The 17729-nt window shown below is 29.6% G+C and carries 18 protein-coding genes; 13 read left to right on the plus strand and 5 right to left on the minus strand.

Annotated elements, in window-relative coordinates:
• Window positions 1-49: 49 nt before the first annotated feature.
• Window positions 50-631, minus strand: coding sequence for a hypothetical protein (locus I6U51_RS23110; RefSeq protein ID WP_211144909.1), 582 nt, complete (start codon window positions 629-631; stop codon window positions 50-52).
• Between the two features lie 278 nt (window positions 632-909).
• On the opposite strand from I6U51_RS23110, the gene I6U51_RS23115 reads away from it, so the two are divergent.
• The 3 genes from I6U51_RS23115 to I6U51_RS23125 all read left to right on the plus strand — a co-directional run bounded on the left by I6U51_RS23115 (window position 910) and on the right by I6U51_RS23125 (window position 3181).
• Complete coding sequence (locus tag I6U51_RS23115) at window positions 910-1344, plus strand: hypothetical protein (RefSeq protein ID WP_211144910.1); 435 nt, start codon at window positions 910-912, stop codon at window positions 1342-1344.
• Between the two features lie 9 nt (window positions 1345-1353).
• Window positions 1354-1935, plus strand: coding sequence for a nucleotide exchange factor GrpE (gene grpE, locus I6U51_RS23120; RefSeq protein ID WP_211144911.1), 582 nt, complete (start codon window positions 1354-1356; stop codon window positions 1933-1935).
• Window positions 1936-2002: 67 nt separating this feature from the next.
• Entirely contained in the window at window positions 2003-3181 is a 1179-nt protein-coding gene (locus I6U51_RS23125; protein ID WP_211144912.1) for a tetratricopeptide repeat protein, read from the plus strand.
• 52 nt (window positions 3182-3233) lie between these two features.
• On the opposite strand, the gene I6U51_RS23130 is transcribed toward I6U51_RS23125, so the two are convergent.
• Complete coding sequence (locus I6U51_RS23130; protein ID WP_211144913.1) at window positions 3234-3572, minus strand: hypothetical protein; 339 nt, start codon at window positions 3570-3572, stop codon at window positions 3234-3236.
• Window positions 3573-3893: 321 nt separating this feature from the next.
• Here I6U51_RS23130 and I6U51_RS23135 point away from each other — a divergent pair, with 321 nt between their 5' ends.
• The 4 genes from I6U51_RS23135 to I6U51_RS23150 are packed head-to-tail and all read left to right on the plus strand — an operon-like array spanning window position 3894 to window position 6825.
• Complete coding sequence (locus tag I6U51_RS23135) at window positions 3894-5291, plus strand: NAD(P)H-dependent oxidoreductase (protein WP_343069862.1); 1398 nt, start codon at window positions 3894-3896, stop codon at window positions 5289-5291.
• Window positions 5281-5811: a hypothetical protein gene (locus tag I6U51_RS23140; RefSeq protein WP_211144915.1), complete on the plus strand. Its 531-nt coding sequence runs from the start codon at window positions 5281-5283 to the stop codon at window positions 5809-5811. The genes I6U51_RS23135 and I6U51_RS23140 overlap by 11 nt, the downstream gene beginning before the upstream one ends.
• Before the next feature lie 18 nt (window positions 5812-5829).
• Window positions 5830-6378, plus strand: coding sequence for a LytTR family DNA-binding domain-containing protein (locus I6U51_RS23145; RefSeq protein ID WP_211144916.1), 549 nt, complete (start codon window positions 5830-5832; stop codon window positions 6376-6378).
• Between the two features lie 12 nt (window positions 6379-6390).
• On the plus strand, window positions 6391-6825 hold the full coding sequence (locus tag I6U51_RS23150) for a hypothetical protein (RefSeq protein ID WP_211144917.1): 435 nt from the start codon (window positions 6391-6393) through the stop codon (window positions 6823-6825).
• Window positions 6826-6877: 52 nt separating this feature from the next.
• On the opposite strand, the gene I6U51_RS23155 is transcribed toward I6U51_RS23150, so the two are convergent.
• The gene (locus I6U51_RS23155) at window positions 6878-7774 is read right to left on the minus strand and encodes a LysR family transcriptional regulator (RefSeq protein WP_211144918.1); all 897 of its coding nucleotides are present in this window, start codon (window positions 7772-7774) and stop codon (window positions 6878-6880) included.
• 222 nt (window positions 7775-7996) lie between these two features.
• Here I6U51_RS23155 and I6U51_RS23160 point away from each other — a divergent pair, with 222 nt between their 5' ends.
• The 3 genes from I6U51_RS23160 (at window position 7997) to I6U51_RS23170 (ending at window position 12568) form a co-directional block, all read left to right on the plus strand.
• Complete coding sequence (locus I6U51_RS23160) at window positions 7997-8830, plus strand: nitroreductase family protein (RefSeq protein ID WP_211144919.1); 834 nt, start codon at window positions 7997-7999, stop codon at window positions 8828-8830.
• Between the two features lie 214 nt (window positions 8831-9044).
• A complete protein-coding gene (gene adhE / locus I6U51_RS23165) occupies window positions 9045-11648 on the plus strand; it encodes a bifunctional acetaldehyde-CoA/alcohol dehydrogenase (protein WP_211144920.1) in 2604 nt (867 codons plus the stop codon).
• Window positions 11649-11935: 287 nt separating this feature from the next.
• Window positions 11936-12568: a GntR family transcriptional regulator gene (locus I6U51_RS23170; protein WP_211144921.1), complete on the plus strand. Its 633-nt coding sequence runs from the start codon at window positions 11936-11938 to the stop codon at window positions 12566-12568.
• An 83-nt stretch (window positions 12569-12651) separates the two neighbouring features.
• Here the strand turns inward: I6U51_RS23170 and I6U51_RS23175 are convergent, their stop codons facing one another.
• Complete coding sequence (locus tag I6U51_RS23175; RefSeq protein WP_211144922.1) at window positions 12652-13332, minus strand: hypothetical protein; 681 nt, start codon at window positions 13330-13332, stop codon at window positions 12652-12654.
• Between the two features lie 180 nt (window positions 13333-13512).
• On the opposite strand from I6U51_RS23175, the gene add reads away from it, so the two are divergent.
• The 3 genes from add (at window position 13513) to I6U51_RS23190 (ending at window position 16115) form a co-directional block, all read left to right on the plus strand.
• The gene (gene add / locus I6U51_RS23180; RefSeq protein ID WP_211144923.1) at window positions 13513-14547 is read left to right on the plus strand and encodes an adenosine deaminase; all 1035 of its coding nucleotides are present in this window, start codon (window positions 13513-13515) and stop codon (window positions 14545-14547) included.
• A gap of 209 nt (window positions 14548-14756) precedes the next feature.
• A complete protein-coding gene (locus I6U51_RS23185; protein ID WP_211144924.1) occupies window positions 14757-15614 on the plus strand; it encodes a YitT family protein in 858 nt (285 codons plus the stop codon).
• Window positions 15615-15842: 228 nt separating this feature from the next.
• Complete coding sequence (locus tag I6U51_RS23190; protein ID WP_211144925.1) at window positions 15843-16115, plus strand: late competence development ComFB family protein; 273 nt, start codon at window positions 15843-15845, stop codon at window positions 16113-16115.
• A gap of 366 nt (window positions 16116-16481) precedes the next feature.
• On the opposite strand, the gene I6U51_RS23195 is transcribed toward I6U51_RS23190, so the two are convergent.
• Window positions 16482-17729 (minus strand): glycosyl hydrolase family 18 protein (locus tag I6U51_RS23195; protein WP_211144926.1); only part of this gene is annotated, 1248 nt, incomplete at its 5' end.

Consider the following 17729-nt stretch of genomic DNA (forward strand, 5'->3'; position numbering starts at 1 on the left):
ATATGAATTAAATTCTTAAATGGTTACTATTAACACAATTAAATTTTGCTTAAATATCTATATTTTCAAAACTTGTTGCAAATTTACATAAAAAATCCTCAATGTAATGAGGCTCTAAATTCTGAAGTTCTTCTGGAAGTGAGTTTATAGGAATATAAGGGAAGGAGTTATCACTATTATAATATTTTATGATATTATCATATTTATTTTTAAATAAGTTCTTAGCACCAGTAATTGATCCGCAGTGAACATATACTCTGCTTGGATAAATGTTGTAATGTGCTCCAATTCTCAGTGAGCAATCATATAAATTTAAAGGCCCGAAATACTTGATAATATTATTTCTTCGTAAGCTATAAACGGTGTCTAGTATATCAGTAAAGCATAGACTATTTGATATTTTCTCTTTTATTAAATCATCTTTTAGGCACTGATACATGTTGTTAGCCATATTGAATCTGAGTATATTGTCTTGTGCAAGTACCTTATCATCAGAGCCTATCTTAAATACAGAATGGTAAATCAATTCATCATAATCTTCTATCTCTTTAAATTTTTCTAGTTGTTCTTCAAATTTTTCCATAAATTTTTCTTTGTAATTTTTAACTAATTCATTTAAAGGAGTAGACATGACATTTAACCTCCAGTGTAATAGATTATTCATATAATTTTATGAATTACATCAGTAAATAATGTTTAGTGAGGTAGAAAAATTTATATAGAGAATAATTTGTAAGTTGATACTGAAAGTTATATGGCTTCATATGTTTTACATAATTTTGAAAAATAAGTAAATATGTACTATAATGGTGATGACAATGTGATTTGATTTTGAGAATATACTACTTAGTATAATTAAAGTTTTTTATATAAAATGGTCTAATATTGTAATCTAGGAGGTAGATATAATTGAATAGTATAAAAGAAAGTTATATAAATTCTAAAGTAGTTTATTATGACGATATTGATAAGGACAAGCTTTATAATGCTAAAAAAACAGATTTAATTAACTTAAGCGTGATAAATAGTAATGTTAAAGAAAAAGAAGCTATGGAGAGACAAGAACAGATAGAATATAAAATAAAAGATTTATTAAAGAATTCAAAAGTAAATATAAAAAACACGACACCAATAATAAATAATATAAATAAACAATTAATGCAAGACAACTTATTAATGAAAATAAAGATAGAAAGCATGAAGCAAACCTTCAAAAACATATCAAGTTATTGCTCGAATTTAAATGAGCAAAAATTAGAGATGAATAATAAATATATAAATAATATTTTAAAAGATATATTCGATAATTTTATGCTGGAGATAGAAAAAGCAAAGGAGGACTAGGTATAAATTATGTCAATTAATATATGTAAAGATATAGAGTCATTAAAAAAACAATTTTATGAAATCAATATTAATAAATATGATAAAATTCATAATCATTCAGAGAATAGTTGTACAAATGGTAGCTTATATGAGCTTTTAAGTTTTTTAGAGACATTAAATAAAGATGTTATTGAAAATAGAAACTTACTTAAAAGTGTTCTAGAAGAGGATCAGGAGTTTAAAAAGAGATGTATAGAGAAGATAAAAAATATGCTTAATGTATATGTAAATTTTTATGATTACGTATATGAAAAAAGACAGTATTTTGAGGAATTAGAAATGGATACAAAAGAAGAGGTATTAAAAACTATTGATAATATACTTAAATTTTTAGAAAAAGAATATTTAAATATTGGACTAACAATTTATACTCCTAATATAGGAATTGATAAGCTAGATATTAGTAAGCATGAAGTAATAGAAAAGAAAGTAAATAATGTTTTACCAAATAATACAATTATTTGTGTAAAAAAGAAGGGGTTTTATTATAATGATAGAAATATAAGATATATAAGAAGTGCGAAGGTAGTAGTAGCAATAAGTTCTTAATACTTTAGTATTTTGCAGCTACTGCACAACCTATTTATTATATATTTTATTTGAAGTAGGTGTTTTTATGGGGGAATTAGTACAATTTTATAAAGAGGGAATAGAGAATTTTGCTGAAGGAAATTTGAATAGTGCCTTTAATTATCTAAGCATGGCAGTTAATGAAGGCTTAGAAATAGAAGAAAGTAACAACGCACTTGCATTAATACTTATGTATAGAGGAGAGTTTGAACAAGCATATAGATTTTTCATGATTAATAATAAAAAATTTAATAATAAGCTTAGTGAGAAATATCTACTGGAAATTGATAAGGTGAACAATTTTATAAAAAGGCATAATGATATGGTAGATTTGGCAAAGCGGTGCAGATATGATGAAGCCTTAAGTGCATTATTATTCTTAAGAGAGAACGGTTTCAGAACAGTAAATGATGATATACTTATATGCCTTATATATCACCTCAAAAAAGAACATAAGAAGTGCAGACAAATTCTGTCCGAAATTTATGAGATGAACAAAGAAGAGTTGTTTTATTATGAAATGAAAAGCTATTTAGATAGAAAAAGTAGTTCTAAGATGAAATTGAGCATGGTATCCTTAGCTGCAATAGCAATAGTATTTTCATCAATAACAATATCAAAAATTAGTATTAGTAAGAGTTATAAGGCAGCACAAACAGATATAGCTGCTAGACCAGTAGTAAATAAAACAGAGAAAAGTGATGATTCACAGTATAAGCTTCTTGTAAAATTAAGTGATGATATTATGAAAGAAGATTTATATGATTTTGCCCAAAATGATAAAAAATTAGATATATCAGCTTTGGATGAACAAAGCAGAGCAATATATAGCAAATTAAAAGAAAATTATAGCACCAAAGCAGAAATATATTTTTACAAAAATGGCTTAGCTTTTTATAAGAACGGTGCATATAAAAAGGCATATGAGTATTTATCAATTGCTTATGATAACATGAAAAACAATTATTTAGATGAGCATGTAATCTTCTTTACTTCAAAGGCTGCTAAAGCAAGCGGCAATCAAAGCATAAATTATTATAAAGAATATGTTAAAAAGTACTCTAAAGGAACATATATTGAGGAATGTCTTTATGATTTAGCAATTCTCAGCTATGAAAATAAAAATGTGAAAGAAGCGCAAAAATATGCGTCTATTTTAGCATCTGAATATACTGCTTCCATATATAATAATGACAAGATAAAATTGATTATAGATAAAAATTAGAAGGGTCTGAGAGTTTTCAGACCCTTTTTTAATGAGTATAAGCTTGTATAAATTAAAAATGTGTTAAGTACATTATAATACCGTATATTGAGCAAAGTCCAAGGAAAAAAGGAGTAATACTAAGCCTAAACTTTTCCTTTTTATAAGCTACTATATTTAATAGTAGAGATAAAATGCTGAAAATAAGCATTAAAATAAATAAGTAGTATGCATAGCTCATTAAATCCATATTCCATGTTTTGCGAACAGGTAAATCTTTAATCCTATTAAGATAGGATTCAAAAGGAGGTCTAGCTCTATCTATTAAAAATGCGGAAACAAGGCCAATTATCCAAATAAGTACATTCATATATATAACGATTTTGGTATAAATTTTTTTTGTGTTTTTCATAGACACCACTTATTAAGTTTAAATTTAACTAAGTGGATTTCACCTCACTTTCTTTAAGGATTTAATATATTTTATTCGCGGAAAGTGTAAAAAATTACATGCATAGATTTCGGAATTGTGTGAGAATTATGATATAACTTCATTATAAATCATTCTAAATATAAGTCTAGATACATCTTATAAATTTGTGTAAAGAATTGAAAAGATGATTTTGTGTTGCAAAATTTCTATGTATCTTGCATATCTAATATTGCATCTTGAAAGAAATCTATAGTTTCAATTTATAAAATTCAATAAAATAGAATTATGAAAAAGCAGGAGGTGTTAACTTTGAAAATAATAATTTTAAATGGAAGTCCAAAGTCAGAAAAAAGCGTTACATTACAGTCAATGAAGTACTTGGAACAGAATTATAAAAGTCATGAATTTGAATATATTCATGTTATAAAGGAAATAAAAAAATATGAAGAAAATGTGGAAGAGTTAGAGAGCTTATGCAGAAAAGTTAGGGAAGCAGATGCTATTATATGGTCATTTCCACTATATCATGCTTTAGTACCTTCCTATTATAAAAGACTAATTGAATTAATATTTGAAAATAATTTAGAAGATTATTTCTTAGAAAAATATACTAGTGTGTTTTCTACCTCTATTCATTATGCAGATATTCATGCCCATAACTATATAAGGGCAATTTGTGAAGATTTAGGCATGAACTATATAGAATACTTGTCCCATGATATGAATGATTTAATAAAAGAAAAGAGGAGAAAAGAACTTAAATTATTCTTTGAAAACTTACAGACCTATGTTAATGAAGGGTTAACTACTAACAATCTATTTAGAGCACTAAGTAAAAGTACCTTTAAGTATAAATCCGGTGAAACAGATAAATTTATAGCTACAACTAAAAAAATAATCATTATAACGGATGCAGAAGAAGAGGATAGCAACCTTAAAGAAATGATTAATAAATATAAAAGCTATATAAAAGGCTCTGTAGAAGTTCTTAATCTTCATGATGTAGACATAAAAGGTCCTTGTCTAGGCTGTTGTAAGTGCGCCGCAGAGAATATATGCGCTTATCATGATAAGGATGGCTATAGGAAATTTTTAGATTATGTTATTGATAACGCAGATATAGTTATTTTTGCAGGAACTATAAAAGACAGATATTTATCCTCTCGTTTTAAGCTTTACTATGATAGAAGTTTTTGCTACACCCATATTCCATTCTTAAGAGGAAAGCAGATAGGATATATGATTTCAGGTAAATTAAGCGAACATCAAAATTTAAGACAAATACTAGAATTATATACTGGAGAAGATAGGAATCTAATTGGATTTGTTACTGATGAAAGTGAAGATAGTGATATTATAGACAAACAAATATATACTTTTGCTAAAATGAGTATAAGCTACTGTGAAAGAAACTATTTTAAGCCAGAAACCTTTTTAGCTGTAGCCTCAAGAAAATTGTTTACTGATGCTATAGAAGGGGAGTTAGGAGCTATCTTTGCAGCGGACTATAAATACTATAAGGAAAATGGAATGATGGATAAGACATCCCTTAGGCAGAAATTGCAGGGAAAAGTTATGAGATATTTTATGGGAAAAGAAAGATTCAGAAAAGAAGTACAGAAAAATACAATTGATTATATGATTACTTCCCATAAAAAAGTTCTTGAAAAGGATAAGGTGAAAGGCAATGTCAAATAGTTTAAAAGCATGTTTAAACGTAACCTTTGGGTTTGTTCCTTTAATATTTCTCTGGAGTATATCAAATAAAATAGGGATTGTTTTAGGTTTAATTTCTATTTTAATATTGTTCATAAAAAATGTTATAAACAAAAATATGGGGATTATATCTGTTGTATTATTAGTTTACTTTGTTATTTCTAATATACTATATTTCTATTTTAAAATGGACAGCGTTATTCAGTACAGGTATTTAACTTCATATATAGTACTGGCGCTTATGGGGTTTATTTCTACTAGACTAGGAAAGCCTTATACCATGTATGAAGCTAAAAGTGGATATAGAGAAGATTTCGGAGAGTCACCACTATTTATAGAAGTTAACAGTATTATAACTAAAATATGGGCAACAATTTATTTAGTTAATGCTATTATAGAATTATTGGGACATAACACTACTACTGTTATAATTATGAATATATTAGTGATTGTAGGGGTTGCACTATCAACTATAATCCCAGGGTTACTTCCAGAAGCTTAAAGTAAAAGAGGGTTTTATATGGAAATAGATTTAGTTTGCTGTGAAAATATGAGAAGAATATTAGAAGAGCTCCTTATTAATCGCAAAATAAGAATTAGCAAGGATGCTAAAGTATGTATCATCGAAAAAGGCTTTGATTTAGAAGAAGGCAAAATAGGTATATATTTTGATATGTCAACTGTAAATGTTTTAATAGACTATTTAGACCAAATATCAGTGAATAAAGAAGAGATTAAAAATATAATTACAGGAAGATGTGAAGAGGATGAGCTTAAAGTACTAACTTATGATAATATTTATTATTTTGAGGCTATGGGTAATGACGTTTTTTGTAGGACAAGAGATAAAAAATATAAAGTCAAAGAAAAGCTTTATGAATTAGAAGGAAGACTTGAAAATAAAGGATTCATAAGAGTAAGCAAATGCTTTATTGTAAATATAGTAAAAGTAGATCGTATTATTTCGTGGTTTAACAGTAAGCTTATATTAAAAATAATAGATATAGATGAAGAGGTTTATGTTACACGAAAATATTTAAATGATTTTAAAAAATTTCTTGGGTTTTGAGGAGTTTAAAGTATGAAAGAGAATTTAAAGGATTTTCTATTTAATTTGATAATATCTATATTTATTGGATTAGTTGTTGGTATGGCCGCAGTTACTGCTATAAATATGAACAGTGAAGCTGCAGCTACTTTAACTATTAGTTCAATAATTGGAGGAGTTATCGGAACAATTTCTAGACTTGTTTTCATGTATATATTTGATATAAAACAAAAGGATGTAAAGTTGGCCTTTATATCAGTATTTATAATAATTGGGGCTATTTCCTGTATGCCATCTTTTTATATGCATTTGATTAAAAACAGTATTTTTTCTATAGCAGAATTAGTATCAATTTTAGTATCAGCGGAGTGTCTTGGAATGAGCTTTTGTTATTATTCTTATAAAAGATGCTTGAAGTTTAACTTAAAGCTTATGAGTAAGAAAAAGCAGCTAACAAAAAAATATTAGAACAATGGATTTGAAGGTTCAAACCGCATACTCAAAATTAATTAGTATGCGGTTATTCAAGTTTATAGCTGTTAGAACTCAATGATATTACATAATCTCTAAATTTTTTTGACATAGGAGACATATAAGAATCTTTAAGCCAGCCCATATAAATGGTTTTATATCCAAGGTCTTCTTTTATTTTAATAATGGAAAGTGTGTTTGTATTAATAAGAGGAGTGTTAGGAACTATGGTAATACCAGCACCAGCAGAAACCAATCCTCCCAGCATGCTAACCTCATTAGGTTCTATAGAAATCTTAGGGGTATAGCCTATGAATTCAGAATAAGAAAGCATCATATCTTTATTTCCTTCAGAAAATACAATGAAGGATTCATCTTTTAAGTCCTTTAAAGAAACTTCTGTTTGGCATGAAAGCTGATGGTTTTTTGGAACAATCAAAACATACTCTTCTTTTTTTACAGGTATTGATTTAATTTCAACATGCTTATGAAGATCATCAATATTATCATAAAACCCTAAATCTATTTTACCATCTTTTAAATCATTTAATATTTCGCTTGTAGACTCATGATTAAATTGAAATTTAGTATGAGGACAGCTTTTTAAGAAATCACTAATTATATAAGGCATAAAATAAGCACCAATACAATATGTAGATGCAATAGAAATAGTTCCTTTATCAGGGTTTACCATATCATGCAATTCACGAATTCCTTTTTCGATTTCCAATAGAGCTAGATTTGTATGCTTTAAAAATGCTTCGCCAAAAGAGGTAAGTTTAACATTACGACCATTTCTTTCAAATAAAGGCACATTTAATTCAGCTTCTAGCTTAGAAATTGCTTTGCTTAAGGCAGGTTGAGTTACTGATGCCAAATTTGCAGCAGTAGTGAAGTTTTCAGTTTCTGCTATTTTTTTAAAATACTCTAATTGTTGTAGATTCATATATATACTCCTTATTATTTATTAAAAAGCAAAATGATACGAATTATAACTTTAAGTTATAGTTATGTGAATAATATTAATTAGACACACTCAATTATTTGATGGTATAATCCTAATATAGTTAGGATTATATATATAATTTCACAAATTTATTATAAATTTTATTTATATATAAGTCAAAAGAATATTAAATAGAAAAGCCTATAAGGAGTGAGTTGTTATATGATGAATGTAAATACTGAAAAGTGTATTGGATGTGGGCTATGTGTTAAGGACTGCTTTCCAAGAGACATAGAAATAGTTGATGGTAAAGCTAAGATTAATAATATAACCTGTATTAAATGTGGACATTGTATTGCTGTATGTCCTAAAGATGCAGTGTCAACAGATGAGTACAACATGAAGGATGTGAAGAATTATAATAAAGATGAGTTTTTAGTTGATGCTGATAATCTATTAAACTTCATTAAATTTAGAAGAACTATAAGACAATTTACAGATAAAGAAGTAGAAGAACAAAAGATTTCTAAAATTATAGAAGCAGGTAGATTTACTCAAACTGGCAGTAATATGCAAGATGTTTCATTTACAGTAGTAAGGGAAGGTATGCAAGAACTAAGAGCTTTAGCACTAGAAAGCTTAAAAGAAAAGGGAGAGGTTATGTTAGCCAATCTGACTCCACAGACTATGAGATTTAAAAGATATGCAGAGATGTGGATAAGTATGTATAAAGAATTTAAAGCAAATCCTGATGAAAAATATAATGAAAGTGATAGGCTGTTCTTTAATGCTCCAGCGGTAATAGTAGTTACAGCTAATTCAGATGTAAATGGCGCATTAGCTTCTTCAAATATGGAACTTATGACTAATGCTCTAGGTCTTGGAACTTTCTTCAGCGGATTTTTTGTATTAGCTGCGCAAGATAATAAAAAGATTATGGATTTCCTTGGAGTTAAGGAAGGTAAAAAAGTCGTAACATGCATGGTACTAGGCTATCCTGATGTAAAATATTTTAGAACTGCACCAAGAAAAGAAGCAGATATAATTTGGAAATAAAACTATTAAGAGACACCATTAATTAGTAGAATATTTTAAAGATGCTAGATTAAGTAGCAATTTATAAAGAGAGCTTAAACGAAAGCTCTCTTTATTTTTGCATATTTTCTTAGCATTTTCTACTGGCCGGATATAATCTATGTACTTTAGAATGTAATAATAATTTAAGTATGTGAAAAGCTATTAGGGTATTAATTAAAAGGAGGAGTGTTTTATGAGAGTTACAAATAAAGAAGAACTTCTTCAAAAAATTAAAGAAGTCAGAGAAGCACAGAAAGTTTTTGCTACATATACTCAAGAAACTGTAGATGAAATTTTCAGGCAAGCAGCTATAGCTGCCAATAATGCACGAGTTCATCTTGCTAAAATGGCTACAGAAGAAACAGGCATGGGTATTGTGGAGGATAAAGTTATTAAGAATCACTTTGCCGCTGAGTATATTTATAATAAATATAAAGATGAAAAGACTTGTGGAGTAATTGAAAGAGACCCTTCCTTCGGAATTATCAAGATAGCTGAACCTTTTGGAGTGATCGCAGCTGTTATACCTACAACTAATCCAACATCTACAGCAATTTTCAAGTCACTTATTGCATTAAAAACTCGTAATGGAATTATATTTGCTCCTCACCCTAGAGCAAAGAAAAGCACTATAGAAGCCGCAAGAATTATACTTGACGCCGCTGTAAAAGCAGGAGCTCCTGCTGGAATAATCAGTTGGATAGATGAGCCAAATGTAGATCTCACTCAATTGCTCATGGGAGAATCAGATATAGTTTTAGCTACTGGTGGGCCTGGCATGGTTAAAGCTGCATATTCCTCAGGCAAACCAGCTATAGGTGTAGGCTCAGGAAACACCCCAGCAGTTATTGATGAAACTGCTCATATAAAAATGGCTGTAAGTTCAATAATACTTTCAAAAACCTTTGATAATGGGGTAATATGTGCTTCGGAACAATCTGCAATAGTAGTTGAAAAAGTTTATGATGAGGTAAAATCAGAATTTGAAGAGAGAGGGGCTTACTTCTTAAATGAAGAGGAAAGAGATAAAATAAGAAGAACCATAGTAAAGGAAAATGGAGCTCTCAACGCAGATATAGTGGGTCAAGATGCAAGAAGGATTGCCGCTATGGCTGGAATTCAGGTACCTGATTCTGTAAAGGTACTTATTGGTGAAGTAGAGTCTGTAGAATTTGAAGAACCTTTCTCACATGAAAAATTATCTCCAGTATTGGCCATGTATAAGGTAAAAGATTTTACAGAAGCTCTACATAAGGCAGCAAGGCTTATTGAACTTGGTGGTTTTGGCCACACATCAGTACTCTATACGGATCAGACTAAATGTAAAGATAGAATTGAAAAGTTCGGTGCAGTTATGAAAACTGGAAGAACCATTATTAATATGCCTTCTTCCCAGGGGGCTATAGGTGATATATACAATTTTAGACTTGCGCCATCCTTGACATTGGGGTGTGGCTCTTGGGGAGGAAATTCTGTATCAGAGAATGTAGGAGTAAAACATCTAGTAAATGTAAAACACGTGGCGGAGAGAAGGGAGAATATGCTGTGGTTCAGAGTACCTGAAAAAATCTACTTTAAGTATGGATGTATGGGGGTTGCTCTTGAAGAACTTAGGGACATGAACAAAAAGAGAGCTTTTATAGTTACAGACAGAGTTCTATATGATTTAGGTTTTGTAAATCATATAGTAAGTATCCTTGAACATACAGGTATAGACTGTAGAGTGTTTTCTGATGTAGAACCGGATCCTACCTTGGCAACTGCCCGCAAAGGTGCTGCTGAAATGAACAACTTTAACCCTGATGTCATAATAGCTTTAGGTGGAGGTTCTCCAATGGATGCAGCAAAAATCATGTGGGTGCTTTATGAACATCCTGATGTAAGATTTGAAGACCTTGCTATGAGATTTATGGATATAAGGAAAAGAGTATACAGATTCCCTGATCTCGGCAGGAAAGCTATGATGGTTGCTATTCCAACCTCAGCAGGAACAGGATCTGAGGTAACTCCTTTTGCCGTTATTACAGATGAAATAACAGGAGTAAAATATCCTTTAGCAGACTATGAGTTAACTCCAGATATAGCTATAATTGATGCAGAGCTTATGATGAATATGCCAAAAGGTCTTACTGCAGCATCAGGTATAGATGCTCTTACTCATGCCATTGAGGCTATGGTATCCGTATTGGCTTCGGAGTACACAAATGGTTTGGCTTTAGAAGCTATTAGACTTATATTTAAGTACCTACCTTTGGCCTATACAGAAGGTGCAACTAACGAAAAAGCAAGAGAAAAAATGGCCCATGCAGCCACTATGGCTGGTATGGCATTTGCTAATGCTTTTCTTGGAGTATGCCATTCTATGGCTCATAAGTTAGGAGCAATGCATCACATACCTCATGGAATAGCAAATGCACTGCTTATTAATGAAACAATTAAGTTCAATGCAGTTGATAATCCAAGAAAGCAGACCGCTTTTCCTCAATATAAGTATCCTAATGTAAGATGGAGATATTCAAGAATTGCTGATTATCTTAATTTAGGTGGAAATACTGAAGATGAAAAAATACAACTTTTAATAAATGCGATAGATGAATTGAAAGCTAAAATCAATATACCAAAAACCATAGAGGAAGCGGGAGTAACTAGCCAGCGCTTTTATGCAACTCTTGATGTAATGAGTGAGCAGGCTTTTGATGACCAATGTACTGGTGCAAACCCAAGATATCCTCTAATCGGGGAGATAAAACAAATGTATATAAATGCCTTTGAGGGAGCTACTAATGAAAATGGCTAGTAAATGTAAACTTTATATATACAATTTTTAGTCATTTGCTGTTTCAACTCCATTTTCTATTTAGATTTTAAATATCAGTTTACATTTTGTACAAAACTTTAAATGCTTATGTTTTAATGCAAATCAATATTTAGATAAAGTTAATGAGTATAAGCTTAAGCAAAATGGTAAATTATTATTTACATAATAGAAAGAATAACCTATACTATTTATGGATTTAATTAATCCAACATATTGGAAGGGGGGAATTGTTTTAGGATGAAGTACATCTTAAAACAAAATTTAAAATGTCAGAAGAGTATGTGACGAAACCTGTATATCAAAAGATTGCAATTGATATAGCAAATAGAATAGTAGGTGGAGATTTTTCTATAGGTGATAAACTTTATGGAAGATCATCTCTTGCAAGTCATTATAACGTCTCACCGGAAACTATTAGAAGGGCAATCATTCTTTTGAATGAAATGGATATAGTAGAAGTAACAAAAGGCAGTGGGATTACTGTTAAATCCGTAGATAACTGTTTAAGGTTTATAGATAAATTTAAAGATATAGGCTCTGTGAATTCCTTAAGAAAAGAAGTATTAGACTTGCTAGAGGAGAAAAATGTATTAGAAAGAAAAATAGAAGGAGTAATTAAAGAACTTATGGATTATTCCAATAGATTTGCCAGTACTAATCCTTTTGTACCTTTTGAGTTTGAAATAGATAAAGGGCTCAATATTATTGGAAAGACTATATCGGAAAGCAAGTTTTGGCAAAATACAAGTGCTACCATAATAGGTATAAGACGAGAAGGAAATTTGATACTTTCTCCAGGACCGCATGCTATATTTGAAGAGGGTGATGTCTTCATAGCAATAGGTGATGAAGATAGCTATTATAGAATTAAAAAGTTTCTTTATGAAGAGAATAAATAATTAAATTTAACACAGGTAACATCCGTAGATTTATGTAAGTGAAATCCACGGATGTTTCTTTTCTGCATATATATAACTATTCTCTATTTAAAGTGTTTATCGTAGTAACCATCATCATAATTTCTTTCTCTAAAAGGACAAGCCTTAGCAGTACACATATAGCAATTTTTATAATTAGTTTCATTGTGAAAATAAACTCCAGAGTAGGTTTTTTCAGGGAACATAAAGTAATTGCTATCAAGGACAACTCCTGTAGAGCTAACTTTATCTCCTAAGATACTAAAAATATTTTCTTGCTCTTTAATATCCCAATCTACAGTGGAACCTGGATTTACTCTTGCTAAATTTCCTGTATTAAAGTTTTTTTCTATGTAATTTTTAAGTAGGATATGACATTGAATTAAAATTTCTTGGGTTATAAACTCAGCAACCTTTCTTTCAAATTTATCACTATTAGAATCACACCAATGTTTGAGTTCAGTACCACAAGTAACTATATAGGGAAAAGCTCTGCTTTCTGAACTCAAGTTTATATTAATGACTCTACTATTGAATTTTATTCCATCTAATACTACAAAGTTGTCTCCTCTTTCACATATAAAACATTCCTTAAAGACAGCTTTAGGAACTGCTATCTTTTCAGCTTCCTTTGCCAAACTTTCTATGATTCTAATATTTCTATCATGAGAAAGATTTAATTTTTTTGATATTTCATAAGGATTTATAGAAAAATTAAAATCTTTAATTAGTATACAGTTATTCATTTCCACATCCTCCATTTAAGTTATTTGCTATAAATAATTTTAAAACTTTTGGTAATGACTGTAAACCTAATTTTTAATAAAAGAAAATGCAGAGCTTAAGCTTTTGTGATAAAATATATCCCAAGATAAAAATAATATATAATATTGTACATGAAATGTTAACTAGAAGGACGGGATGTAATGAATTTGATGGAAATTGTTAAAGCTTTACCTAAAACAGAATTGCATTGTCATTTAGATGGCAGCATAAGGCCAGAAACTATATTTGATATTGCTGAAAAAGAAAATATTGAAATTCCAACAAAAGGATTATTAGAGTTTGAAAAGTGTGTGAAAATTCTTGGAGATTGTAATTCGTTAAAAGAGTACTTAGATAAATTTGATTTACCAATAAAAGTTATGCAAAAGCATGAACATATATATAGAATAACTTGCGAATTGTTAGAAGATCTTTCAAAACAAAATGTGAGATATATAGAAATAAGATTTGCACCATTTTTTCATACAAAACAAGGGATGTCAGCAGAAGAGGTTATAGAGACAGTTCTAAAGGGAATGAAGGATAGTAAGAAAAAATATGGAATAATGTCCAATTTAATAGTATGTGCCATGAGACATGAGGGCAGTGAAACAAGTAAGCAATTAGTAGAAATATCTAAAAGATATCTTAATAGGGGGATAGTTGCAGTAGACCTAGCAGGCAATGAACATGATTTTCCACCAGAACTTCATAAAGAAGCTTTTGATTTAGCTAATAGTTATGGATTTCACTGTACTATACATGCAGGCGAAACTGGTATACATGAGAATATAATAAAATCTATTGAGTTGCTGCATGCAGAAAGAATTGGCCATGGTGTATATGCATTTAAGGATGAAAATACAGTTAAATATCTAAAGGACAAGAAGATTCCTTTGGAAGTTTGCATAACCAGTAATGTAAATACAAAGGCTGTTAAGTCTTACAATGAACATCCAGTAAAGAACTATTTGAATGAAGGATTAGTTGTAACAATAAATACAGATAATATTACTGTTTCAAATGTATCTATAATTGACGAATATAATTATTTAATAGAAGAGCAGGGATTTACGCTGCAGGATATATTAAAGGTAATAAAAAATGGAATAGAGGCTTCTTTTGCTTCTAAGGAAGAAAAGGTTATTTTAATAAAAGAATATGAGGATGCTTTACGAAAACTTAAACTTGCCTAGGCATCGGACAAAAACTGTTGATGGTATTATAAAATATCATCAACAGTTTTATTTATATGAAAAGAAAATCTTTGCTTAAAAACAAAACATTAATTTGAATATATATAAGTATATTATAGTATAAGCAATTTTGTTAAAGTAATATATTACTTTAACAAAGAATAAAAAAGCACCATATAATATTAATGAGTAAGTAAGGGAGGTAATATATGACAGAAAAGCATAATAAGCATTTTAAATTAATAAGTAGAATTTTTTTTATGATGTTAGGAGCTACTTTAGTATCAGTTGGCTTAGAAATGTTTCTCATACCAAATAATATAATAGATGGAGGAATAACGGGTATCTCGATTATTTTAAATTATTTAACCAAAATTCCTTTAGGAGTATATATTTTTATATTGAATACCCCTTTCTTGTTAATAGGATATAAACAAATCGGAAAAACCTTTGCGGTTTCCACGCTATTTTCAGTAACTATGTTATCAATTGGAGTGACAGTTTTTCAACCTATAGATAGTATAACTCAGGATGTATTATTGGCTTCTGTTTTTGGAGGTATAATAGTAGGAGCTGGTGTTGGACTGATAATACGAAATGGTGGTTCATTAGATGGAACAGAAATTGTAGCTATTATAATGGATAAAAGCTCATCATTTTCTATTGGAGAAATAGTAATGTGTTTCAACTTATTTATACTAAGTAGTGCGGGTTTTGTCTTTGGATGGGATAGAGCTATGTATTCACTAATAGCATACTTTATTGCATTTAAGGTTATTGATATTACTGTTGAAGGGTTAGATGAATCAAAGGCTGTTTTTATTGTATCAGAAAAATATACAGATATAACTGAGGCTATAATGGCCAGGCTTGGTAGAGGCGTCACTCTGCTTAAAGGTAAAGGAGCATATATGGGCAGGCCGACAAATGTAATATATGTTGTAGTAACACGTCTAGAGATATCAAAATTGAAATCAATTGTGCATGGCTTTGATGAAAATGCTCTTGTTACTATTGGGAGTGTAGAAGTATCAGGGAAAATACACAGAAAACGAGCTATTCATTAAAGAAAAGCACAATATAGGAAAGGGAATATAAATAAGTTTTATTTTTATTAGTATATTTACATTCCCTTTCCTATATAAATTTAAAACCTATATAATAACTATTAAAGTTTAATTAATTATGATAAAAGCTGGCTAACATAATTTAATTCTATTACTAAATGTTTAAAAATGATACATTATATGTTAATATTTATACATAAGAATATATAATGAACTGAGGGGATAGAAATGCTTAAAAACTATATGGAGGATGTTGTTGATCATCTAATACCAAATGTTTTAAATCGATGTAACAATATATGTAAATGTGAATTGTGTATTGAAGATATAAAGGCCGTGACATTAAATAATTTAAAGCCTATGTATATTGTAACTGAGAAAGGAAATATATATGCTAAAGTCAACGAACTTAAAGCACAGTTTATGACTGATGCAATTACAGAATTAGTGAGAGCAATAGAAATAGTTTCAAAAAATCCAAGACATAGTGTAGAAGATTAAAAGTTCAAAAATTAATTTATTTAATTATTATACATTGGATAAGAATTATCCAAGATTCAGATAGGTTGCAGATCCCAATCTGAATCTAAGAAATTCTTTATAAAATAAAAACTTAGTGTGTTCATTTATATATTAAGCATTTTTTATGCCAACTATAAAAGTGGCATTTTAGGTCAAGTTATCTGCTTATATTTATCATAATGATAAACAGAATTTATTGAAATTGATAGTGTGTTCTATGATATATTATTAAAGTAATAGTTTATGCTATTTATCAAAGTGATAAAATTTTATCACTTTGATAAATAACTTTAAAGCATCAAATAAAGTGAAGCGTAGAATCAGCTATTCACTCTAATAAAATCATTATTTATTTAGTCTTAAAGCAATGATTGACCAGAAATCACTATTTTCTAGACCTAACCTCCACATTGCTGCTCCAGATAAATCGCAATTATTTACAATATCTAATTTGTAACCGATGCTTGTACTATTTTCAAACCAAACTGTGTGATAGACACCTGAGTTATCGGTGTAGTTAAAGTAAGGGCTTTTAGAAGTTGAGTCCCATTTTACAGTAGAATTATATTTTGCAGCTATGTCATATGCCTGTTGTATGCTATATGCATCTGCTTTTTTTCCTGTGGATGTCCAATCGTATGCATAGGAAGCTATGCCAACCATTATTTTATCCTTTGGAACAACGGTAAGAGTGTAGTTTACTACATTCTGTACCCAATTTATAGATGCTATGGGACCAGGTGTTCCACCGGACCAATGCTCATCATATGTCATAAGTATGATCTTATCCGAATACTTAGCAATTTCAGCATAATCAAAAGCACCAGCCCAGTTATCATTAAGACTATCTCTAGTTTTAGCTGGGACTGATATTGTTACTTCAAAGCCCTGAGAATGAAGAACATTATAAAGTTCTTTCATAAAAGTAGAAAGATAGGTCCTGTCATCATAATAGACTCCTTCTAGGTCTATGTTAACGCCTTTATAGTTATTCGCAACTAACACATTAAGTATGTTATTAATCAGCTTATTTCTATTACTGCTGTTTTCAAGCATACTTTTTGCTATATCTCCATCAAAATTATTAGTTATCATAGCTAAAGTTGAGATTTTATTTTTAGAAGCATAATTTAATTGATCTACCGGTATGTCGCCGCTTAAGTTTCCGTATCCATCAGTATCAAAGGTATCTGTTGCTATTTCATCTATTAGGTCAGAATTACTTATCAGTGAATTATAGGAAGCATTATCTCCAGGATAATAATATGTACTATAGCCTAAAAGGCTTTTAGATGGTTTAAGTATTCTTTCTGCTAAGGAATCAGGTATAATAGAGGTTCCACCAAGGAGTTTAATGAAGGAAATAGACTCACTATTAGAATCAATTATAGATTTACCTCTATAGTAGGAACCATCCGTTAATAGGATTGGAGCAGAATTTTTTGCAGCTGCAGAGGATCCACTTAATGCATCAGGAAAATTCTCACCATTTGCAAAATAAATGTTATTAAAATTTATGTCCTTTGAAAATTCGTTTAAAATTGCTGCATTAGTGCTATATCTGTCAATTCCACTTAATCGTTTTACATTTTC

Source organism: Clostridium aciditolerans, from assembly GCF_016316925.1.
In the GTDB taxonomy this organism is placed as follows: domain Bacteria; phylum Bacillota; class Clostridia; order Clostridiales; family Clostridiaceae; genus Clostridium_AM; species Clostridium_AM aciditolerans.